Origin of the sequence: Paenibacillus sp. FSL K6-2859 (assembly GCF_038008265.1) — a bacterium.
GTDB lineage: Bacteria > Bacillota > Bacilli > Paenibacillales > Paenibacillaceae > Paenibacillus_AQ > Paenibacillus_AQ nitricinens.
Genome location: NZ_JBBOYU010000001.1, coordinates 5261030 through 5282499, shown reverse-complemented (window position 1 = coordinate 5282499; position 21470 = coordinate 5261030). Strand labels below are relative to the sequence as shown.

Genomic DNA, 21470 nt, shown 5'->3' with positions numbered 1-21470 from the left:
GCCGAGGTGATAAATATGTCGAGTGTAAAGCCATTAGTCAAATGCAGTGTAAGCAATTGTCATTATTGGGGCGAGCATAATTTATGCCGGGCAGAAGAAATTATTATTGAGATCGACAAGCACGCAGGTAGTGGATTTAAAGAAGAATATGCTGAAGAAATGACGAATGAAGGTCACCACGATCAAGTCGCAACATCGTCTGCAACATGCTGTTTAACATTTAAGCCGAACTCCTAGGAGGCCGCCCTAATGGACAGAGAAAAGGAACATGAATCAAGTTCATCAAATGGACCATCCGGTCCGAGAAAAGTTATTTTGCGTCCGCGCAGAGTAGACTATCCACGCCGGGACAGAGAACATCAAGAGGAATATGCTGCAGAGGTGAATCCGGTTTCGATGCCGATCCGGGATACAACACCACGTGTGGCGAGTGAAACTAAGGAGAATGAAGAGGAATATAGTGGAAGCAAAGCGATGGGTTATACTGGGCTTGCTATGGGTATTGCCTCCTTGTTTCTCTGGTCCATCATTCTTGGGCCCATTTCAGTTGTGATTGGTTATTATGCATATGCCAAGGAGCAAAAAACGCTTGGGGCATGGGCGATGGGCTTAGGGATTGTATCCACACTTAGTTACTTTGTGATGATACCCTTTGCTCGTTAAAAATGAACTGGTAAGTTTGAATTATAACAGGCTTTAGACCTAAATATCAGGGTCTGAAGTCTGTTTTTCATTCCAGCATATAGCAATAATCTCGGATAAAATGTAATATTAAGCCGTAATTCATCGAAATCTAAGGTTAGACCAATAGATATGATTCAACAGGATCAAAGGAGTGCGCCGGTATGGAGATTAATCCCGCTGTAACCAATGGGTTAGGGCAGCTTAAATGGGTAAGCTTAAAGAGTGCAACCGACAAAAGTAGCTCAGCGAATGAAACGGAAAGATCGGGCGCGTCGGCCTCTCAATTTGCAGCTATGCTTCAAGCTTTATCTTCTAACTCCTCTAATGACGGGGATACAAACTTCTTGACGTCACTTCCGGATGCATCCTCTGTAAGTAGCCTGTTATGGCAACAGATCGGCGGAATAGCTGAAAACATCGACAGTGTAATTTCCGGGGAAATAACGGATACTAAACCAACAAGCTATGATGATCTGATTCAAACGGCAAGTGCTAAGTATGGGGTGCCAGTCGATTTGATAAAAGCTGTGATTGATACAGAATCTTCCTTTAATCCAAATGTTGTCTCTTCGGCTGGTGCTAAAGGATTAATGCAATTAATGGATGGAACAGCGCGTGGTTTAGGGGTTTCTGATTCATTCGATCCTGCTCAAAATATTGATGGTGGTGTACGCTATCTGTCTTATCAGTTGAAGCGATTTGACGGACAGGAAAAGATGGCATTAGCAGCTTACAATGCAGGGCCTGGAAGGGTAATTAATCTAGGGGTAAGCAATGATCAGGAATTATTGGAGAAACTTACACTGCTCCCAAAAGAGACGCAGTCTTATCTCACTAAAATAGAACGCGCTCGCGCGGAATACGCTGTATAATAAAAAGGATCAAACGGGTAGTTCCCTTAAACCACATGCTGGTATTTGGGATCACCGTTTGATCCTTTTTCAAAATTTAAAAAAGAATGATTCTGTACTTTAAAGAAGTAAAGGAGACAATCGATATATGCTTTACTGGGATTATGCCGCCGCCACACCACCCTATGAAGACGTGGTGAAGACGATGGAACAAATTATGAAGCTGCATTATGCTAACCCGTCCTCCTTACACCGCGCCGGTAATGAAGCGGCAAAGCTGATCAGGCGCTCACGAGAAGTATGCGCGGCTGCGTTATCTGTACAACCAAAGGAGATCCTATTTACATCTGGGGCTACGGAGAGTAACAATTTGGCCATTAAAGGTGCTGCTTTGCAATATCAGTCAAGAGGACGTCATCTGATAACTACGGAAATAGAACATCCCTCTGTGTATGAAAGTTGTCTGCAGCTGCAGCGAAATGGCTGGGAGATTACTTTTGTAGCGCCTGACAGCACTGGAATGATTGATCCAGAGCGAGTGGCTGCTGCAGTACGGCGTGATACCGTACTCGTAAGTGTGATGCATGTAAATAATGAAATTGGAACAGTACAGCCGCTAATGGATATTGGCAGGCTGATTAAATCCGTAAATCCACGAACTTTATTTCATGTGGATGGCGTTCAGGGATATGGTAAGCTTGCTGTTGACCTTAAAGGATGGAAAGCGGATCTTTACAGCTTGTCTCCTCATAAAATCCGAGGTCCTCGCGGAGCGGGGCTTCTCTATATTAAAGAAGGAATCCAACTGTTTCCCTTACTTTCAGGTGGTTCTCATGAAGAGGGACTACGTGCCGGAACTGAGAATGTACCTGCAATTGTTGCCTCTTCCAAAGCAGTGCGGATGAGTGGTGAACAACGCGAATCCTTCCATGCCCGAGTATTGGCACTTCGAAATCGACTGTTACGCTTCTTGCACAGCGTTCCTGAATTTGTTATAAACAGCAGAGAGGATGGAGCCCCTCATATTGTGCATTTCTCATATCCTGGCATGAAAGGGGAAGTGTTCGCCCGTAAGCTGGAGGAACTGGGGATGGCTGTTTCTACCCGATCGGCTTGCTCATCCCGGCTGGCAGAACCTAGTCGTGTTCTATTGTCTATGGGGAAAGATATCTCTGTAGCTTCAGGAGGCATCCGCATCAGTTTCGGTGATAGTCATACTGAAGAAGATGTCGCGGCGCTTGAGAAAGCACTAATTACTGCGGTACGAGCTTTAAAGATTGCTGAAGGAGGTATGAAGTAACTAATGAGTGTGATAAATCAGGAATCTGCTAAAGGCAGTGCCAATAGTATTGATTATGCCGATATGCTGCTTTTGCGTTTCGGAGAGTTTATATTAAAGGGCAAGAACCGTGCCAGATTTGAGAAAACGGTACTACGTCATGTGAAAGAAATGATTAAGCCTTATCCAAAGGTGATTCTAACCAAAGAGTTTGGAAGAATTTACGTGGAGCTGAATGGAGAACCTGCGACCCCATTGGTAGAAGCGCTGAAGAATGTATTCGGAATCGCTTCTGTCAGTCCGGTTAAGGTGGCTAAGTCAGAGCTCGAGGATATTGTGGCTGTCGGCCGTCATTTTTTGGAGATCATCGCTCCTGCACCGGGAACTACATTTAAAGTTAATGCACGCCGGGTATGGAAAGAGTTCCCATATGGCTCCATGGAGATGAATAAGCTAGTCTCGACACCCCTGCTGCAAGGCTATTCCGGACTTACTGTGGATGTAAAGTCACCTCAATTGGAGCTGAAGGTCGAAATTCGTCAAGGCCATACTTATATATTTTGCGAAAATATTGCAGGTGTGGGTGGATTTCCGCTAGGTACGAATGGAAAAGCGATGTTATTGCTGTCCGGAGGTATTGATAGTCCTGTAGCCGGCTGGTCATCCATGCGTCGTGGACTCGAGGTGGAGTGCGTTCACTTCTATAGTTATCCTTATACAAGTGAGCTTGCCCGGCAAAAGGTGGTTGATCTTACTCGGGTATTGTCACGATATGCGGGAGTCATCAAGCTACATTTAGTACCCTTTACAGAGGTGCAGACATCTTTTACTGGAATTGGTCAGGATAATCTGATTATTACATTGATGCGTCGAGCGATGCTGAGAATTACTACACAGCTTGCTGAACGTGAGGGGGCACTCGCGATCGTAACCGGTGAAAGTCTTGGGCAGGTCGCTAGCCAGACGCTATCAAGCATGAACGTGATCGGCCGTGCTACACAACTTCCTCTACTGCGTCCGCTGGTAATGATGGACAAAAGTGATATTGTGGAGCTGTCTAAGAATATCGGTACCTATGATTTATCTATCCTTCCTTATGAGGATTGCTGCACTTTATTTGTACCAAAATCACCTGCAACGAACCCGAATTTACGGATTGTAGATAAGATTGAAGCTACGCTTCCTGGATATGCTGCATTGCTGGAAGCAGCGATCGAAGCCACGGAGACTGTACTGATCACTCCGTATGGAGATGAGAAGCCTAGAGATGTAGTAAGTGCTCAGGCTGGATTACAGGAAGAATGGTTCTAATATTATAAACAAAAGGCTGTCTCGTTCGTAGCAACATCTACGGTTGAGGCAGCTTTTTTGAATTATTATGGCTTGATTGGCGTCTCCAGTGTCCTCCAATTAAGATGCCAACAATGATCACGAATATAAACAGAGCTCTCAATAGTGGATGCTGCTCAAAAAATGGGGATAGCTGCTGCTCATCTGTAATCATGCTTGAGGCTGTAAACCCTAGGACTGCTGAGCCAATATAAATAATCCATGGATATTTGTTGATTAATTTAATAAAAAGAGTACTCCCCCAGACCACAATTGGAACGCTGATTAATAGTCCTATGACAACTAGAGAGATATTGTGCTTAGCGACTCCCGCAATGGCGATGACATTATCCAGTCCCATCGCAGCATCGGCTAGAATGATTGTACCCACAGCAGCCCCTAAGCTTTGACCCGCCTTGATATTCGCTGAATGGTTCTCATCTGTTAACAGCTTATAGGCTATTAGAATAAGTAAAATCCCGCCTGCCAGCAGTAACCAAGGGATTTTTAATAACCATACGACCAGAACCGTTGCGAAAATCCGTAATATGACGGCACCTGCTGTTCCAAGCACAATTGCTTTTTTTTGAGTGCTGTTCGGTAAATTACGTGCAGCAAGCCCGATGACTATGGCATTGTCTCCCGCCAGAATCAGATCTAGGAAAATAATATTGAGCAGTGATAATACAAACTCCCATATGGATGTATTCAAGGCGCAGTCACCCCTAAAATTTGTTAAGATGAGCACGAAGATATGCTTAGTTTTGTATACGCAAAAAAAAGAGCATACATGCTTTTATCCTCAAAAAAAAGTTGGACAGGAAGCATAGCTTGTCACTTCCGGACATACATGTAGTTACATGTGATTCGGGGAGGTAAGAGCGAATGGAATCATTATTGCTCCTTGGTGAAATATTGATGATCAATCTTGTACTGAGTGGAGATAATGCTATGGTCATCGCAATGGCCAGTAAGGACCTTCCGGAGAAGCACCGGAAGACTGCGGTATGGTGGGGAGCTGCGGGAGCCGTTGTTCTGCGCTGCTTGCTTACTTTTGTCGCGGTATTACTGTTGAAAATCCCTTATATCCAGGCTGGAGGAGGAATTTTGCTGCTATGGATTGCGTTCAAGCTGCTGCTGGAAGAAGAGGAGGACCTTAGAGTCGCGGAAACGTCCTCCGTTTGGAAATCCATCCGAACGATTCTCGTGGCTGATTTTATTATGAGTCTTGATAACGTTCTGGCGATTGCCGGTCTAGCCAAAGGGGATTTGGCTTTAATTGTCATCGGGATTGCGCTCAGTATTCCGATTGTAGTATGGGGAAGTGGCCTCATTGTGGGGTGGCTGCATAGATTTCCGATACTCGTATTTATCGGCGCTTATATTTTAGCCTTTACAGCAGGTGATATGATGCTTCAGGATGCAAAATTAGGGACAATGCTCTCTTTTTTACTCCCATCCACACATTCCATACTGCCGATCGCTTTAGGGATATTAGTAGTTGTTACAGGAGCAGTTAAACGAAGAACAACATCATTAGGTTAATAAATTGCAATAAAAGGCAATACTAAAGGGACATCTCCATAAATTGGAATTGTCCTTTTTTTGCGAGGTCAGTGATGGCATTTTGTGTATATTTCAGATAATATGAATGAGAAACCTGTCGTTTTCTGGGTAAGTGAGGACAAGGTAGTGAGGTAGACGTGAATTTGAAGGGATGGGTGAAGGATGTCTTCCAAGAATGACATGAGACTAGGTATATTCATTGTAGCTGCGGGCGTCTTGATTTTATTCGGTAAGCTGGGCGTCTTCGGATTTTTGGGACGTGCCCTTTGGCCGTTAGTGATTTTACTTCCAGGATTAGTTCTACATATGTTATTTTTTAGCCGCCGTGCTTCGGCAACGGTATTGATTCCCGCTGGAATATTAACGGTATATGGTTTACTGTTTGGTCTTTGCAATATATGGGGATGGGGGCTTATGAAATATTTATGGCCTGTGCTTCTGCTTGGCATTGCCGTAGGTCTGTATGAATATTCCATTAATTCTCCAAGACGGACAGGGGGATTATCTGCAATTGCTGTTATATTAGGCGTTCTAAGCATAGCGCTTTGTATTTTCAGTCTCATGGGTACGGGTGTAATCTATCTGATTGGTATTGTATTCATCGCTGCAGGGATTTGGCTGATTACAGGCCGGGGTAGAACTCGTGGCCGAAATAGATGGTATCGAAGTTAATTAATGTTGGATCTTGTGAAAAAAAACGGAATTTGGTAACTGTTTTTTTCATAAAAAGACTTGCTTTTCATAGTGCTTTCACTATAATATTAATGTTATGTTGAAGCGTCGGCTTTCTGCCTGGCGCTTCTTTTGTGAGACTGCCGTGACATGCTAAGAATTTTAACAGTTTTAATTTGATAAATGAGAGGATTTGGATACAAATCATGCATTCAAGAAAAGATATTCGCAACATTGCGATCATTGCCCACGTTGACCATGGCAAAACAACACTCGTCGATCAGCTTCTTCAGCAATCGGGGATCTTCAGCGCACACGAACACGTACAAGAACGCGCTATGGACTCTAACGATATCGAGCGGGAACGCGGAATTACAATCCTAGCTAAAAATACAGCAATTACTTATAAAGAGTTTTTGATCAATATTGTGGATACACCTGGACATGCTGACTTCGGTGGCGAAGTAGAACGGATTATGAAAATGGTTGACGGTGTATTGCTGGTTGTTGATGCTTATGAAGGCTGCATGCCGCAAACGAAATTTGTATTGCGTAAAGCTTTGGAGCAGAAGCTGACTCCAATCGTTGTCGTGAACAAGATTGACCGTCCGGCTGCACGTCCGAAGGAAGTTATTGATGAAGTACTGGATTTGTTCATCGAGCTTGAAGCTAACGATGAACAATTGGAATTCCCAGTAGTTTATGCATCTGCTCTTAACGGAACATCAAGCATGGTCCCTGAGAAGCAAGATGAGACAATGCTTTCACTTTACGAAACAATCGTTGAGCATATCCCAGCTCCAACTGAAAGTGTAGAAGACCCGCTTCAATTCCTCGTAACGTTGATGGATTATAACGAATACTTGGGTCGTATTGCTATTGGCCGTGTAAACCGCGGTGTGATCAAACAAGGTCAATCTGTAACTGTAATTATGCGTGACGGTAAGAGTAAAACCGCACGTATTGAGAAATTGTTCGGGTTCCAAGGTTTAAAACGTATTGAAACAGAAGAAGCGGGCGCAGGGGATATCGTTGCTATCGCAGGGATCAAGGACATTAACATTGGTGAGACCATTGCTGATCCAGCGAATCCAGAAGCATTGCCTGTTCTTAAGATCGACGAGCCAACAATGCAAATGACTTTCCTTGTAAATAACAGTCCTTTTGCTGGTAAAGAAGGTAAATGGGTAACTTCCCGTAAGCTTCGTGAACGTCTCTTTAAAGAACTTGAGACAGATGTGAGTTTGCGTGTGGATGAAACAGATAGTCCTGATGCATTTATCGTTTCTGGACGCGGTGAGCTTCACCTTGGTATTCTGATCGAGAATATGCGTCGTGAAGGTTATGAAATGCAAGTTTCTAAACCACAAGTAATCATTAAAGAAATCGATGGTGTTAAATCGGAGCCACTTGAGCGTCTTATGATTGACATTCCAGAAGAAAGCATGGGCTCTGTTATGGAAAGTCTGGGCACTCGCAAAGCCGAAATGGTCAACATGATTAACAACGGTACGGGTCAAGTACGTCTGGAGTTCCTGATTCCTGCACGTGGTTTGATTGGTTACAACACTTACTTCTTGACTTTGACACGCGGTTACGGCGTTATGAACCATGCTTTTGACAGCTACGCTCCACTGGTTGCTGGTCAAGTTGGCGGACGTCATCAAGGTGTGCTTGTTGCCAGTGAGACTGGATCAACAACACAATATGGAATTGTGGGCGTTGAGGATCGTGGTATTCTCTTCTTGGATGCAGGTACAGAAATTTATGAAGGTATGATCGTAGGCGAGCATACCCGTGATAACGATATTATCGTTAACATCTGTAGAGAAAAAGCACTTACCAACATGCGTACCTCAGGTAAGGATGATACTGTAAAAATGAAGACACCACGTACCTTCTCTTTGGAAGGCGCACTTGAATATTTGAATGATGATGAATATTGTGAAATCACACCTAAATCCATTCGTTTGCGCAAAAAGATTCTGAACAAAGGCGAACGCGAACGTGTAGAGAAGCAACGTAAAATGGCACAAGCAAACGCGTAAGATCAGCTTATCATAGTAAAGAGCCGTCGGAGGTTTAACTTTCGGCGGTTTTTTTTATAACAAAAACTTCCCTTACTGATGATATAATGTAAACGTATCTTAAATTTGGGAGGAGTGCGGTATCTATGCAAGTCTGGTTTGCTGAGCATCCAATCGTCGCTTATATTGTTATTTTTATATTGCTTACATTTGTGTATAATCAGGTATTTCGTGTGAATCAAAAGTTATCGATTGGCAAAGAGATTATGCTGTACATAATGATCGCGATCGGTTCCGGCATGCTCCTCATTTTTCAACATGATAAGCTACCGATCATTCAGTGTCTGCTGGTCGCTGTCGGATTAATGCTGATGGTACGGATACGTTATATCGTAGAAGCTCGACAGAAGAGAAAGGCTGCAGCTGCAGCAAAAAGACAGTAATCGAAACTTTTACTGCTTATGGAACGTCTATTTAAGTGTAGCAATTTTTTAAATTCCAAATGAAATGAAGAGGACTTTATTCTACTATGAGTACACGAAACAGCAGTTTACCTCCACGAGCAAGTGGTCAACAACCGAATAATAGAAAACAGCCTGTGAAGGGTGCTCCTAAGAAAAAAAAGAAAAAACCGCAAAAGAGAGGCTTTTTTGGCAGATTAGTTAGAATCCTGTTAACCTTACTCATTATTGCGATTCTTGGTGTATTGAGCTACGGGGGCTATCTGTATTGGAAGCTTGAAAATGGGGTCTTTAATGCAGGTAATAAAGGAACGGTTGCTCCAGGGCATTCAGCTACAGAAAAACCACTGACAATGCTTATCCTGGGTACGGATAATAGACCAAAACATCCATCTAGATTAACAGATGTTATTATGGTTGCAGCGCTTAATCCTAAGACAAAATCAGCAACCATTGTCTCTCTTCCACGCGATACCTTAGTTGAGCTCAATGGATACAAGCAAACGAAGATTAACGAATTCTATGCTCGATTTAAGGGAAAAGAAGATTCCTCTGGTATTTTGGCAGAAGATGAGATGAAGACCATGATGGGGAAATATCTAGATATTGACGTAGATTATACAACGATCCTGGATTTTCAAGGCTTCCGTGATGTGGTGGACGAGCTTGGCGGAGTCAAAGTCAACATTAGCGATAATATGTGTTATACAGACAGCGTAGATGGTACGAATATCAATCTGAAAAAAGGTCCGGCGGAGCTTGATGGAGATAAAGCGCTAGATTATGTGCGATATCGTAAATCTAATTGTAAGCCTAAGACTAAGGCTTCAGACGATTTTGATCGGAACAAACGTCAGAATGAGGTCCTACATTCACTGGTGGATCAGATGCAATCGCTTGGTGGAGTATTAAAAATAGGCAAGGTTCTTGACGCAGTGGACAGTAATATGAAGACTGATATCGAAAATTCGCAGATTAAAGATATGATTGCGACTTATTGGAAGATTTCCAAAGATGATATCGAATTTAAACCCGTGACTGGAACATGGCGAAGTCCGTATGTATATATTAATGATGAGGAGCTTGAGGCGGCCAAGAAAAGCTTGCAGGATCGATTAGCAGGAGTTTCTGCTAGTTCCACTTCAGAATCCACTGAGGCGCCTTAAAGTCCTTAATAACACTTCACCTTAAAATTGAATGCAAGTTTCAGCCTGTGCTATAATATAATAAATTGAATGAATTTACGCCGCATAGGGGGCCAGTACTTATGTCCGAAGCCGTTGCTCAGCTGAACGAAACCTTGTTATCGATGCTGCAATCGGAAACTTTTGTTCTTCTCAACACAGTTGATGCGGAATCAGGAGGTCCAACATCCACGGCCATTTCGTGGATTTATGCAGTTAGTCCTAGTACTGTGCGTCTGGCTGTAGATCATCGTTCCAGACTCGTGAATAACATGAAGGTAAATCCGTTAGTAACTGTCACTGTGTTCGGTGAGGGTACTGTGTATGCTATCAACGGCAGTGCCGTTGTAAAGCAGGATCCACTTCAGGATGTACCTTTCAAGATGTGCTGCTTTGATGTTGAAATTATGGCGGTGCGTAACGCGCTTTTTTATGGAGCGCAGCTTGAATCCGCCCCAAGATATGCAAAGGTTTATGATGGACGTGCCGCTGAGAAGCTGGACGGACAAGTATTTGCTGCCATGAAAAAAGCCTAGTGAGAATATCACTGGGCTTTTTTTTAACCTCTACTGTGCATTTTTAATCGGTTTAGTATCTTCTGGCAGCTGCGGCATGATTCGACCGATGATATCAGCCAGTTCGGATGAGAATCCGGAAATCGGATGTCCCTGAGAGATATGGCGGCTCATGTCCGCTAAGCGGCTGGAGAGATCCATATCGGCTGTGACAAGTGCACGTACACTTCTCGGGTCTTTGCGGATAGCTTCCGCTACAGAATATTTAATGCTTCCGACACGTGATCGGTCTAGAGAACCTTCTACGTCAAGACCTACAATGGCTACTTTGTTCATGACTACACAGTGTGCGCCATTCACACCAGGAACTCTTTTGGCCAACTGTTCAAAATGATCCTTAAGTGCAATTTCACTTTCGCCCTTAACACTGACGGTGTGACCAGCTTTTGAGGTGGCCTTAGGATTAGTTGCACCATCGTTGGCCAATTGCCGGACCTCATGGTTTCCCGTACCCTTTACAGCATTCGCAGATTGTTTATTCTGAGGAGAGGGTGATGTCTTTTTATTAGCGATACCGCAGCTTGTCAATAGCAGCAGTACCAGCAACAGACATATTGATTTTCTCATATGTGATTACTCCTTTCAGCCAAGATCGTTTCTGTACCTTATCTTTTCCCTTGGCGGAAAGAGTTATGTATGATCAATCAAACCAGGCGCTGTGGAGGGGATAATATGAACAAGATATTTGTGCTAGATACCAACGTGCTTTTGCACGACCCCAATTCGATTTTCTCTTTCAAGGAGCATGAGGTGGTTATTCCAGCAGTTGTGCTGGAAGAAATCGACTCCAAAAAGCGCAACGCTGACGAAATTGGTCGGAATGCCCGCACGGTTTCCCGATTGCTGGATGGACTTCGTGAACTAGGACATCTGCATAGTGGTGTGGAGCTGGAGCATGGAGGCAAGCTGAAGGTAGAACTTAACCATCGCAGTTTTGTGAAAGTACAGGAAATGTTTGGAGAGGTGTCTAACGACAATCGGATTTTGGCTGTAGCGCTCAATTATTTAATTGAAGAGAAAGAGAAGCCTGATCCGCGTCCCGTAGTGCTTGTGAGTAAGGATGTGCTGGTCCGTATAAAAGCGGATGTGCTAGGAATTACACCAGAGGATTATTTATCAGATCGTACTGGGGATTTAAATGAACTTTACACCGGTTACCAATCTTTGCAGGTTCATCCGGCATTGATTGATGAATATTACAGTCACCGTTCTTTAACGGTTAAACAGCTCGCGCTGTCGTACCCGCTCTACCCTCATGAATTTGTGATCCTTAAGGATGAGATAGGCACGGGCAAATCAGCTCTTCTCAAGGTGAATAGTGAGGCAACCCGTCTGGAGCCGCTCTATCTGGGCAATGATTCAGTTTGGGGGATCAGCGCGCGAAATGCTCAACAACGAATGGCATTGGAGCTGCTTCTCAATGATGAAATCCCGCTTGTAACCATTACAGGCAAGGCAGGTACAGGAAAGACATTATTGGCACTTGCTGCCGGACTATTCAAAGTTGAGGATGAGCATAAATACAAAAAACTGCTCATTGCCCGTCCAGTCGTTCCAATGGGGAAAGATATTGGATATTTACCTGGAGAGAAGGATGAGAAGCTCAGACCTTGGATGCAGCCTATTTATGATAATCTGGAGTTCTTGTTCGACACCAAAAAAGCTGGCGATATCGATAAAATATTAATGGGCTTAGGCAGCATACAGGTAGAAGCCTTAACTTATATTCGTGGCCGTTCAATCCCTGCACAGTTCATTATTATTGATGAAGCTCAAAACCTTTCCCGTCATGAAGTGAAGACGATCGTCTCCAGAGCGGGTGAAGGGAGTAAAGTCATTCTTATGGGGGATCCGGAGCAAATCGATCATCCGTATCTGGATGCTGCGAGTAACGGACTTAGCTATATTGTTGAGAAGTTTAAGCAGCAAGGGATTAGCGGACATATTACTTTGGAAAAAGGCGAGCGTTCCCGTCTGGCCCAATTGGCCGCGGATCTTCTCTAACTTACTTTCAATCTCAGCCGGGAGCAGCAGACCTCCCGGCTTTTTCCTGCCGCCCAGAAACGGCGAGGAATCTATTAGGTTATGGTTATTAGATGAAGAGCGGAAAGCGAAGGGGGAGGAATTGTTCTGTAGAAGCGCTAGCGTTCGCCTTTGTCTCTGGATTTATACCGCTTAGGAATATAATCCATAAATCTGGAGACTACAGCGATTGGAAGAATAATCCGCACACGGAGGCCCCTCGTACTCAGAGAATCATGAACGTTTTAAATTTCTCTATCATTTCACCTATATAATAGTAAGAGAACGTTTTCACATTCTAAAGACAAGCAGCGGCGGGTTTGGTAAAATAGGGGTGAGTAATCATGGGGAAGGTGGGGAAATGTGCTGAAACGCAAAAATTATTGGCTGCTTTTTGCAATTTTACTACTATCGCTGACAAGCTTGTCACCCAGTATGGAATTGAGTACCAATAACGACCCACATCCTATGAAAAAACCACAAAGTCAGTCGACAAACCCCTCTTCAGGGGAAGAGGGATCTATAGATAGCCTGCGCATAACAGTATCCTTAAATAGTGAGGAATTCAGTGAACTGGAGCTTCTAAGCAATCGTTATACTTTAGAAAGTGGAGTAAAGGTAATATTAAGAAATATTGATAGCGAGGATGCAGACGAAGTTTTGAAGCGTGATCTAACCATCGGGGATAGCCCGGATATCGTTATGGCGGATGGACGAAGTATTCTCGACTGGGCTACACGTGGATATTTATTGCCGGTGGATGTGTATCAGAGCATTCCGGGAACTGCACCGTTAACTCAGTTAATCCCCTGGATGCAATGGAACGGATATAATTGGGGAGTGCCGCTGGATATCGACCCTTATGTACTTGTTTATTCACCACAGCGGCTTGCGGAACTGGGATTCACCACCTTACCAAGAAGTCTGGAACAGTGGAACACATTACTTCAGAATGTGCTCAAAGAGCAAGGGAAATATTTACTCGCGATGGATACACGTAATCCATATGGATTGTCCGCCGTTATGGAGAGTATGAACAGCAGCTTGCTATCGGATAACCAAGAAGTGATAAATTGGACTCAAAATGCCCGCAGTTATTTTTACCTTACCAGTCGATATAACAAAGATGTTTGGGATATGATTCAGAGCGGAAGCGTTGCTGTTGCTGCTCTACCGCTTTCTGAGTGGAAAAAACATGGGAATTCATCTTTAGTTGCTGAAGCACCGCTGACCGTAAGTAACGGGAGAGGACTTGAATCCTATTACAGTCGTTCCTTTGCACTTCCAGCTCAATCCCCAAATCCAAAGGAAGCCGTGAATTGGCTGACGTTTATCACCTCTGAAGCTTCTCAGATGGACTGGCTGGAGAACACGGGGAGCTTGCCTGCGCTGGATGTCCTATATCGTTCGGAAAATGATTTCAAATATAGGCTTCCTTTTGGAGTCGAACTTTTACTGACAGAAGAAACCGCCCCGGAGGTCGAATTCCAAGGCGGCTGGAGGAAGATTGTTGAAGCAGTATCCTTACTGCTTACAGGAAAAATTGATGCGGCCGGGTACAAAGATTTCATCAAGGAAGGCTTAGAATGAGATAGATAGTTTAACCTGGAGGACGCCTTCTTTGCTATCTACTTCTGTGGCACGTAGGAAAGAAACAATTTTTGCAGGGTAAAAGCCTAAATCAAATTCCTCCTCAAGTGTTCTTCTAGTGGTGTCAGGTAATTCGAGTCCATTAAATACAACATGATCGACTTGGAATATAAGTCCGTTGATGGGTTCTTCCTGTATGACGTAGTGGCCGGTTAATGAAAGGGCTAAAGCTCCACTTTTTCCTGTAGCAGTAATCGTTCCGTCATTAAAATGAAATGCGAAATCGTTAAATAGCTTATTCTGGGACTGAAGGAATTCGTTTAAATCCTCTTCCTTCAGATTCAGAACATAAGTCATCCCCTTACGAGTAAGAACACCCTCTCGATTCTGGACAAACTGCGGTAATTTATTCATTGCGGTAGATAATGCTTTGAAGTAGGTCTTTACCTCGCGCAAACCAATATTCTCCCAATATAATGTGAATTCTTGAAGCAGAGCGCTCATATTATCAGGATCACTACTGTCTTTAATCCCACCTTCAATTTCTTTATTGAGCGCGGCTACCCGAATTTTCTGTTCCTCCAGAGCGGTTCGCAGCTGTGCAAGATCCTTCGAGCTGCGCCGTGCAGTCTGGAGGGTCTTCTTTAGATCCTTATATTGGTCCTCGTATTGTGTGAGAATGTTGCGGTCATTTCCAATAATTATTTCATAATAATCGAATAGTGCCAGGAATCTGCTAATGCTCTTCGCGGATAGAAATGCGGCTAAGAGACCGTCTCTATCCCCCATATAATAAGAACGAAGGACCGCACCTGCACGCTCTTGTTGATTTACGATGGCGGATTTTTTCTGGATAGCTTGCTCTTCTAGGTAATCTACCTTTTCTTCAAGTGCTTTTTGTTCGGCTGTAATCTTGATGATCTCCCGTTCAATTTCTGCGGAAGATAAGGTCTGCTCCAGAAGTTTACGGGTTTCTTCATTATCTGGTATAGAGGAATTGAAAAAAGAACGGCTAGGATCGGCAGACAGGTACATCGTAGATTGTAACGGAAATAATGTACAGCAGAAGAGAATTAGTATGGTTGCCATCATGCGGCTTTGGGCATTGCGGGAGCGCACCACACCACCACCTTTTTTTGAAATTTAAGAAAATAATTTATCTGTTTTACTCCATAGATCATCCTTCTATTTCTCGTAGAAATGGAAACTGTCCCTAAAAGACGGCAAAACCGTTTCTTCTTGAATGGATATATGTATGTACTAATAATATGTTTAACCCTTCTAAAATAGCATACATACAAAAAATCCCCACAAAGTGAGGCTATCCTTCAATGCGTACTCAGGTATTTGTGGGGCCTCATATATATACTAACTGATAAACAAAAAAACGGAAGTGATCCTTATTAAATAAGGACCTCATCCGCTTCAAGAGTGTACTGCAATTTATAGTGGAAGACCCATTTGAAAGATCGTCCAATAGCTGAAACCGGTGAAAGTCAAAATCATGTATGCCCAGAAAAGTAGGACATAAGTTTTTTCAGTAAATTTCAAATAACCGAGAATTACGAAAAAAGCGGTTTGCAAAAAGAAAAGCAAGGCCATTTCTGTCAGACCTCCGGCGAAAGCCATCAATCCTATAGCCAATGTAAAAAAACCTAATACCCGAAACATGCGGTCCAAGAGAGAGTCCCCCTTCCAGTATGTATCTCACGAATATTCCTTCGACTTATTATACCCGTTCAGTAAAAATGTGTAAACGAATTCATTGAAAAAAATACACTAATCTTGAAAAAATGTGATTTTTATAATTGACTGAAGTGTTTAGTGCTTGAAAAAAGAGAATTTATTACTTAAAGCGTATGATGTGGGCAGATAATGGAAATACAATTTAGTATCAAATAGATTCTATGAACTCTATGAGAAGCATAGAAATGGAGTAAGCAGCTTTTATCCCTATTCACTACCCGGCAGAGCTGTCGGTTATGGAGATGGTTATTTCAAGATGTTGTTAGGAGGTTTGGTTGGATGACAGCCGTTAGACAGGATGCTTGGAGTGCAGAAGATGATCTAATACTGGCAGAAGTAACCTTGCGCCACATTCGGGAGGGCAGCACACAACTTGCTGCTTTTGAAGAAGTGGGTGAGAAAATCGGCAGAACGTCGGCTGCATGCGGATTCCGCTGGAACAGCTGTGTTCGAAAAAGCTATGAAGGTGCAATTGGAATCGCTAAAGGCCAACGTCAAAAGAGAAGTTACCTGAAAAAGCAACCGTCAGTAAGAGGAGCGCAGGTAGCGGGTCTGATTCTCGGGGATACCGATGAGGAGTTCGGACGAGGCGAAGGATTAAGTGAAAACACATTATCCATTGATGCGGTTATACGTTTCCTGAGACAATGGAAAGGTACAATCCAGGAGGCAGGACGCCAGCTGAAAATGCTGGAGAGAGATTTGCGCGAGAAGGAAGATGAATTAACTGAATTAAGATCTGAGAATGAGCGGTTGTCAAAAGAGGTTAATCTTGCTCAAAGTGACTACCGGGTAGTCAATGATGATTACAAAGCTTTAATTCAGATTATGGATCGTGCGCGTAGGCTAGCTTTCTTAAACGAAGAAGAAGAAGAAATGAAGACTCGTTTCAAAATGGATGGGAATGGAAATTTAGAACGTATTGAATAAAAGATAGGCAAACTAAAACACCCGTAAGTGGTTCGCTTTATTAGCGCCATTTGCGGGCGTTTTGGTTTTGTATTGTCATTTATGGAGGACGACAACGGTGGTTCTTCTTGGTATATTAAGGCTATACTTAGAAAAATTGCGTTTGAGATCAACAGGAGGATCAGATGAAAATCGATATAATCGGTGCGGGTTCACTTGGGCTGCTTTTGGCAGGGAGACTGACCCAGTCCGGGAATGAAGTGAGATTGTGGTGTCGAGGGGTAGAGCAGTGCCGGAAATTAAAAGATGCGGGCTTAACTGTGAGCTATGAGGATGGCCGCGATCCGATTTCGATTTCAGGGGATCGATTTGTGTCCGCACCAATAGAGGGATTTGCAGCTGCCTATCTTCGTGAGCCCAGTGATTGGATCATAGTAACGGTTAAACAGGACATACTACATAATGTTTTACCTGAATTTCTGTCCCCTCTTAGGGAACTACAGGTACACCTCATTTGTTTTCAAAATGGCATTGGACATATGGAGATGCTCAGTAACTTGCTGCCGAAAGCTAATTTATATGCTGCCGTAACAACAGAAGCTGCGAAGCGAAAGTTTTTAACTGAAGTCATTCATGCAGGTGCGGGTGAGGTATGGGTAGGGAAATGGAGCTTAAAGAATGGACAAGCCCACAGTATACATACTGATTTACAAGTGAATTATTTAATAGAAGTTCTCATTATGGCAGGATTCTCAGCCTTTTTGTCGAATGAAGTGGATACCATGATTTACCGGAAGCTCCTAATCAATGCCGTTATTAATCCGCTCACAGCGATTTGGCGTATTCCAAATGGTGAACTGCTTGCTTCAGAAGAGCGCCTGCAGTTAATGAGAGAACTTTTTAGAGAAGCTACTATGGTATATGATGCCTGCGGAGTTACTTATGATCATGATGAGTGGGATAACATTCTTAAAGTGTGCAGGACAACGGCGGGCAATACTTCATCCATGCTGGCAGATGTTCTAGCTTCAAGGAGCACAGAAATTCATTGGATCAATGGGAGTCTTGTAGAAATGGCAGAACGCACTGGAACATTGGTTCCTTTACATCGCTTGATCTGCCAATTAGTAGAGGGAATATAGGTATGATCTCGGAGGAGAGGTGAAGCTATGGGATTGCTGATGAATTCGGTCGTTACTTTAAGCTTGATTCCAATAATACCGTTTTTAATTGTTTATTTCATTGGAAAAGGCTTGAAAAAAGATAAAAAGAAAACTTTTATGCTCGCTATGGACGTGACTACATTTTTTTTATTATTGTCGGTCTCTGCATTATTTAACAACTTGTTTAATAACGGTTTTGGGTTTTATCTTATACTACTTATTGTATTAATATCCACTGGACTGATTGGCGGCGCTCAGAATCGACTAAAAGGAAAAGTAGATGGGAAGCGGTTATTTCGGGCAGTTTGGAGACTTTCCTTCTTTTTTATGAGTGCCGGATATTTATTATTTATGTTTGTAGGGCTAATTAAGTACATATCACAAGCGATGTAATGTTCCACTGCTCCGGTGAAGCGGCAACGTCACAAAAGTTTAAAGTTTTAATAAAAAAAGAATTTTCTGAAAACATACCACTAGATTTTTTTGACCACTGGTTGTATAATCATAAACCATATACCACATTCTATTTAGGGGGAACTGCTAGATGAAGAAGAGTAAAAGTCTATTGCTAATGCTTGCATTAGTACTTGTTATCGGCACAGTGCTTGCTGGCTGCGGCGGAAACAACGCGAACAGCGGCAATAAAGGTAACGCTGGTAACACTGGTAACACGGGAACTGGTAATGCGGCTACAGAAGAGAAATTGGCTGCGGACCAAACACTGAGAATTAACCTAAGCTCTGAGCCTCCAACATTTGACCCAGGATTGGCTCAAGATAGCCAAGCTCACACTGTCCTGACAACAATGTACGAAGGTCTAACTCGCATGAATGCTGAATCTGGTCAAGCTGAACCAGGTGTTGCTGAAAGCTGGGATGTTTCCGCTGACGGTCTGGTATATACTTTCAAACTCCGTGATTCACAATGGAGTAATGGCGATCCTGTAACAACAGAAGACTTCGTTCGCGCTTGGAAACGCGTGCTCGATCCTGCTGCTGCATCCGCTGCACCTTACGCTTATCAATTGTACTACATCAAAAATGCTCAAAAGTTCTACAACAAGGAAATTACCGATTTCAGTCAAGTAGGTATCAAAGCGGTTGATGAGAAAACTCTTGAAGTTACTCTTGAAGCCCCAACTCCTTACTTCCTTGGATTGCTTTCCTTCTACACTTATTACCCTGTACACAAATCCATTGAGAGTAATCCAAAATGGGCAACAAGCAAAGATACTATGATCGTTAACGGTGCTTTCACTCTTACTGAGTGGACTACAGGTCAAACACTTGTTGTAACTAAAAACGATAAATACTGGGATAAAGATTCCATTAAACTTAACAAAATCGACTTCTCCCTTGTAAACAGCGGTGCAACTGAACTGCTCAGCTACAAGAACGGTGAATACGATCGTGCCGGTGGACCAACTGGTGAAATTCCATCAGAACAAATTCCAATCGTGCAAAAAGAACTTCCTAAAGAATTCAGCCGTAAAGGTATTGCTTCCGTATACTACTACGAATTCAATATCACTGAAAAACCATTCACAAACGCTAAAATCCGTAAAGCTCTTGCAATGTCCATTAACCGTCAAGCTTTGATTGACAATGTAGTACAAGGTGGACAATTCCCAGCATTCGGTTATGTACCTCCGGGTATCGCTGGTGCTGATGGTGAATACCGTGCAGCAGTTAAAGATAGTTACTTCACTGAAGATCTAGAACAAGCTAAAACTTTGCTTGCTGAAGGTCTGAAAGAAGAAGGTATGGATAAACTGCCTACATTCTCTTTGACTTACAACACAAGTGAAGGTCACAAGAAAATCGCTTTGGCGATTGCTGATATGTGGAAAAACAATCTTGGTATTGACGTACAAACCGTTAACCAAGAGTGGGCTGTATTTATTGAAAACCGTCAAAACCTGAACTACCAAGTTGCACGTGCTGGTTGGACTGCGGATTACAATGATCCAATGACTTTCCTTGATATGTGGGTAACAGGTGGCGGTAACAATGATACTGGTTACGCTAACCCTGAGTATGACAAATTGATCAGCGAAGCTAAAGCAAGTACTGACTTGAAAGAACGTCAAGACAAGTTTGCAGCAGCTGAGAAATTGCTCATCGAGCAAGATCAAGTTTTGATTCCATTGTACTACTACACTAACAACTCCCTGACTAAAGAGTACCTCAAAGGTGTTACTCTTGACTTCAGTGGTGCAATTGACTTGACTCGTGGATACTTGCTTGAGCACTAAGATTTAGCTCATGTAAATTAAACAGAATAGTTAGTTGACTGAAGTAACACAATACTTCGGGATATATATGTGGAACTCCATATATATCCCTTTTTTTTGTATTTCCGTCTATTTGTTATTTATTGTTATTTATAACATATTTAGAAAATGGACAAAAATCCGTTTTTTTCATAAAATCAATATAATGCTCTCAAAAAAATTGTCGGAGGAGGTGTGATGGGGATGGTTCGTTATGTCGCAAATAAATTCTTCTATATGTTGGTTTCATTATTTGTACTGATTTCTGCAACTTTTTTCTTGATGAAAGCTATTCCAGGGGATCCGTTTACTTCTGAGAAAAAAGTACCGCCAGAAATTAAAGCGCGTTTGATGGAGCAATATGGTCTGGACAAGCCGCTCTCTCATCAGTATTTTAAGTATTTAGGTGATATTGTCCAAGGTGATCTGGGTGTATCCATGAAACGCCTGAATCAAGATGTATCACATTTGATTGGCCAAACCTTTTCAGCGTCGCTGAAGCTGGGACTCGTCGCAATTGTTGTGGCGGTTATTGTTGGGGTTCTTCTCGGCATGTTAGCGGCACTCTATCACAGAAAGTTTCTGGACAGCGCCGCGATGGTGTTGGCAGTTCTGGGGATTGCGGTTCCGAGCTTTGTAGTCGCGTCATTATTACAGTATGTGTTCGCTTTCAAATTGGGTTGGGTACCGGTTTCAGGTTTTAAAGGGCCAATCTATTATTTCCTTCCTGTAGCAGCGCTCTCGGCTCAGCCGATAGCATTTATAGCGCGCTTGACACGTTCAAGTATGCTTGAAGTTCTGAATGCGGATTATATCAAAACGGCTAAGGCTAAGGGATTAAGCTGGATGGCTATTCTAAGCCGTCACGTACTTCGTAACGGTATCCTGCCGGTTGTTACTTACATGGGACCTATGACAGCTAACATCGTAACAGGTTCGGTTGTTATCGAGCAGATCTTTGGCGTTGGGGGTATTGGTAAACAGTTCGTGGAAGCGATTGGTGTCCGTGACTATACCGTTATTATGGGGATTACCATTTTCTATGGTGTACTACTCATGGTAGCCCGTTTCATTACTGATATTGCTTATGTATTGATTGACCCACGTATGAAATTAAGTGGAGGAAAGGAGGGCTAAAGA

General features: G+C 43.0%; 22 protein-coding genes. 18 read left to right on the top strand and 4 right to left on the bottom strand.

The window, feature by feature from the left end; genetic code table 11:
* Window positions 1–15: 15 nt before the first annotated feature.
* From MHB64_RS23640 to thiI, 5 genes are all read left to right on the top strand, one after another.
* On the top strand, window positions 16–237 hold the full coding sequence (locus MHB64_RS23640) for a DUF1540 domain-containing protein (RefSeq protein WP_042190912.1): 222 nt from the start codon (window positions 16–18) through the stop codon (window positions 235–237).
* A gap of 12 nt (window positions 238–249) precedes the next feature.
* Window positions 250–663, top strand: a complete 414-nt coding sequence (locus MHB64_RS23635) for a DUF5353 domain-containing protein (RefSeq protein WP_256990450.1) — start codon at window positions 250–252, stop codon at window positions 661–663.
* 182 nt (window positions 664–845) lie between these two features.
* On the top strand, window positions 846–1556 hold the full coding sequence (locus tag MHB64_RS23630; protein WP_341135491.1) for a lytic transglycosylase domain-containing protein: 711 nt from the start codon (window positions 846–848) through the stop codon (window positions 1554–1556).
* Window positions 1557–1683: 127 nt separating this feature from the next.
* The gene (locus MHB64_RS23625) at window positions 1684–2835 is read left to right on the top strand and encodes a cysteine desulfurase family protein (protein WP_094876448.1); all 1152 of its coding nucleotides are present in this window, start codon (window positions 1684–1686) and stop codon (window positions 2833–2835) included.
* Window positions 2836–2838: 3 nt separating this feature from the next.
* A complete protein-coding gene (thiI, locus tag MHB64_RS23620) occupies window positions 2839–4125 on the top strand; it encodes a tRNA uracil 4-sulfurtransferase ThiI (protein ID WP_341135490.1) in 1287 nt (428 codons plus the stop codon).
* A gap of 37 nt (window positions 4126–4162) precedes the next feature.
* On the opposite strand, the gene MHB64_RS23615 is transcribed toward thiI, so the two are convergent.
* Window positions 4163–4855, bottom strand: coding sequence for a TerC family protein (locus tag MHB64_RS23615; RefSeq protein WP_341135489.1), 693 nt, complete (start codon window positions 4853–4855; stop codon window positions 4163–4165).
* A gap of 173 nt (window positions 4856–5028) precedes the next feature.
* Here MHB64_RS23615 and MHB64_RS23610 point away from each other — a divergent pair, with 173 nt between their 5' ends.
* The 6 genes from MHB64_RS23610 (at window position 5029) to MHB64_RS23585 (ending at window position 10589) form a co-directional block, all read left to right on the top strand.
* On the top strand, window positions 5029–5688 hold the full coding sequence (locus tag MHB64_RS23610; RefSeq protein WP_094870334.1) for a TerC family protein: 660 nt from the start codon (window positions 5029–5031) through the stop codon (window positions 5686–5688).
* Between the two features lie 183 nt (window positions 5689–5871).
* The gene (locus MHB64_RS23605) at window positions 5872–6381 is read left to right on the top strand and encodes a hypothetical protein (RefSeq protein ID WP_094870335.1); all 510 of its coding nucleotides are present in this window, start codon (window positions 5872–5874) and stop codon (window positions 6379–6381) included.
* A gap of 206 nt (window positions 6382–6587) precedes the next feature.
* Window positions 6588–8429, top strand: coding sequence for a translational GTPase TypA (typA, locus tag MHB64_RS23600; protein WP_042190900.1), 1842 nt, complete (start codon window positions 6588–6590; stop codon window positions 8427–8429).
* 125 nt (window positions 8430–8554) lie between these two features.
* Window positions 8555–8851: a YlaH-like family protein gene (locus MHB64_RS23595; RefSeq protein ID WP_341135488.1), complete on the top strand. Its 297-nt coding sequence runs from the start codon at window positions 8555–8557 to the stop codon at window positions 8849–8851.
* Window positions 8852–8937: 86 nt separating this feature from the next.
* Window positions 8938–10035 carry an LCP family protein gene (locus MHB64_RS23590; protein ID WP_341135487.1) on the top strand — a complete coding sequence of 366 codons (1098 nt, stop codon included), beginning with the start codon at window positions 8938–8940 and terminating at the stop codon, window positions 10033–10035.
* A 101-nt stretch (window positions 10036–10136) separates the two neighbouring features.
* The gene (locus MHB64_RS23585; protein WP_076299659.1) at window positions 10137–10589 is read left to right on the top strand and encodes a pyridoxamine 5'-phosphate oxidase family protein; all 453 of its coding nucleotides are present in this window, start codon (window positions 10137–10139) and stop codon (window positions 10587–10589) included.
* 30 nt (window positions 10590–10619) lie between these two features.
* Here the strand turns inward: MHB64_RS23585 and MHB64_RS23580 are convergent, their stop codons facing one another.
* Window positions 10620–11195, bottom strand: a complete 576-nt coding sequence (locus MHB64_RS23580) for a YhcN/YlaJ family sporulation lipoprotein (RefSeq protein ID WP_094870337.1) — start codon at window positions 11193–11195, stop codon at window positions 10620–10622.
* Between the two features lie 105 nt (window positions 11196–11300).
* Between MHB64_RS23580 and MHB64_RS23575 the strand changes: the two genes are divergently transcribed.
* Complete coding sequence (locus MHB64_RS23575) at window positions 11301–12632, top strand: PhoH family protein (protein ID WP_094870338.1); 1332 nt, start codon at window positions 11301–11303, stop codon at window positions 12630–12632.
* Between the two features lie 381 nt (window positions 12633–13013).
* Window positions 13014–14240: an extracellular solute-binding protein gene (locus MHB64_RS23570; RefSeq protein ID WP_341135486.1), complete on the top strand. Its 1227-nt coding sequence runs from the start codon at window positions 13014–13016 to the stop codon at window positions 14238–14240.
* Here the strand turns inward: MHB64_RS23570 and MHB64_RS23565 are convergent.
* Window positions 14232–15359 (bottom strand): coiled-coil domain-containing protein, encoded by a 1128-nt coding sequence (locus MHB64_RS23565; RefSeq protein ID WP_341135485.1) that lies wholly within the window; start codon window positions 15357–15359, stop codon window positions 14232–14234. The two genes, MHB64_RS23570 and MHB64_RS23565, sit on opposite strands and share 9 nt — an antisense overlap.
* A gap of 324 nt (window positions 15360–15683) precedes the next feature.
* Window positions 15684–15920 (bottom strand): DUF2626 family protein, encoded by a 237-nt coding sequence (locus MHB64_RS23560; RefSeq protein ID WP_042130273.1) that lies wholly within the window; start codon window positions 15918–15920, stop codon window positions 15684–15686.
* 345 nt (window positions 15921–16265) lie between these two features.
* Between MHB64_RS23560 and MHB64_RS23555 the strand changes: the two genes are divergently transcribed.
* From MHB64_RS23555 to MHB64_RS23535, 5 genes are all read left to right on the top strand, one after another.
* Window positions 16266–16916 (top strand): RsfA family transcriptional regulator, encoded by a 651-nt coding sequence (locus MHB64_RS23555; protein ID WP_042130271.1) that lies wholly within the window; start codon window positions 16266–16268, stop codon window positions 16914–16916.
* A 164-nt stretch (window positions 16917–17080) separates the two neighbouring features.
* Window positions 17081–18037 carry a ketopantoate reductase family protein gene (locus MHB64_RS23550; RefSeq protein ID WP_341135484.1) on the top strand — a complete coding sequence of 319 codons (957 nt, stop codon included), beginning with the start codon at window positions 17081–17083 and terminating at the stop codon, window positions 18035–18037.
* Window positions 18038–18064: 27 nt separating this feature from the next.
* Entirely contained in the window at window positions 18065–18451 is a 387-nt protein-coding gene (locus MHB64_RS23545; RefSeq protein WP_094870342.1) for a DUF3397 domain-containing protein, read from the top strand.
* A 151-nt stretch (window positions 18452–18602) separates the two neighbouring features.
* Window positions 18603–20312: a peptide ABC transporter substrate-binding protein gene (locus MHB64_RS23540; RefSeq protein ID WP_094870343.1), complete on the top strand. Its 1710-nt coding sequence runs from the start codon at window positions 18603–18605 to the stop codon at window positions 20310–20312.
* A 222-nt stretch (window positions 20313–20534) separates the two neighbouring features.
* Window positions 20535–21467, top strand: coding sequence for an ABC transporter permease (locus tag MHB64_RS23535; protein WP_076284768.1), 933 nt, complete (start codon window positions 20535–20537; stop codon window positions 21465–21467).
* The last annotated feature ends 3 nt before the right edge of the window (window positions 21468–21470 follow it).

Excerpts from the sequence above, each read along its gene's own strand:
- MHB64_RS23550 (WP_341135484.1), top strand. The coding sequence starts at position 17,081 with ATGAAAATCGATATAATCGGTGCGGGTTCACTTGGGCTGCTTTTGGCA.
- MHB64_RS23595 (WP_341135488.1), top strand. The coding sequence starts at position 8,555 with ATGCAAGTCTGGTTTGCTGAGCATCCAATCGTCGCTTATATTGTTATT.
- thiI (WP_341135490.1), top strand. The coding sequence starts at position 2,839 with ATGAGTGTGATAAATCAGGAATCTGCTAAAGGCAGTGCCAATAGTATT.
- MHB64_RS23575 (WP_094870338.1), top strand. The coding sequence starts at position 11,301 with ATGAACAAGATATTTGTGCTAGATACCAACGTGCTTTTGCACGACCCC.
- MHB64_RS23625 (WP_094876448.1), top strand. The coding sequence starts at position 1,684 with ATGCTTTACTGGGATTATGCCGCCGCCACACCACCCTATGAAGACGTG.
- MHB64_RS23590 (WP_341135487.1), top strand. The coding sequence starts at position 8,938 with ATGAGTACACGAAACAGCAGTTTACCTCCACGAGCAAGTGGTCAACAA.
- MHB64_RS23640 (WP_042190912.1), top strand. The coding sequence starts at position 16 with ATGTCGAGTGTAAAGCCATTAGTCAAATGCAGTGTAAGCAATTGTCAT.
- MHB64_RS23605 (WP_094870335.1), top strand. The coding sequence starts at position 5,872 with ATGTCTTCCAAGAATGACATGAGACTAGGTATATTCATTGTAGCTGCG.
- MHB64_RS23630 (WP_341135491.1), top strand. The coding sequence starts at position 846 with ATGGAGATTAATCCCGCTGTAACCAATGGGTTAGGGCAGCTTAAATGG.
- MHB64_RS23635 (WP_256990450.1), top strand. The coding sequence starts at position 250 with ATGGACAGAGAAAAGGAACATGAATCAAGTTCATCAAATGGACCATCC.
- MHB64_RS23540 (WP_094870343.1), top strand. The coding sequence starts at position 18,603 with ATGAAGAAGAGTAAAAGTCTATTGCTAATGCTTGCATTAGTACTTGTT.
- MHB64_RS23535 (WP_076284768.1), top strand. The coding sequence starts at position 20,535 with ATGGTTCGTTATGTCGCAAATAAATTCTTCTATATGTTGGTTTCATTA.
- typA (WP_042190900.1), top strand. The coding sequence starts at position 6,588 with ATGCATTCAAGAAAAGATATTCGCAACATTGCGATCATTGCCCACGTT.
- MHB64_RS23555 (WP_042130271.1), top strand. The coding sequence starts at position 16,266 with ATGACAGCCGTTAGACAGGATGCTTGGAGTGCAGAAGATGATCTAATA.
- MHB64_RS23580 (WP_094870337.1), bottom strand. The coding sequence starts at position 11,195 with ATGAGAAAATCAATATGTCTGTTGCTGGTACTGCTGCTATTGACAAGC.
- MHB64_RS23545 (WP_094870342.1), top strand. The coding sequence starts at position 18,065 with ATGGGATTGCTGATGAATTCGGTCGTTACTTTAAGCTTGATTCCAATA.
- MHB64_RS23585 (WP_076299659.1), top strand. The coding sequence starts at position 10,137 with ATGTCCGAAGCCGTTGCTCAGCTGAACGAAACCTTGTTATCGATGCTG.
- MHB64_RS23610 (WP_094870334.1), top strand. The coding sequence starts at position 5,029 with ATGGAATCATTATTGCTCCTTGGTGAAATATTGATGATCAATCTTGTA.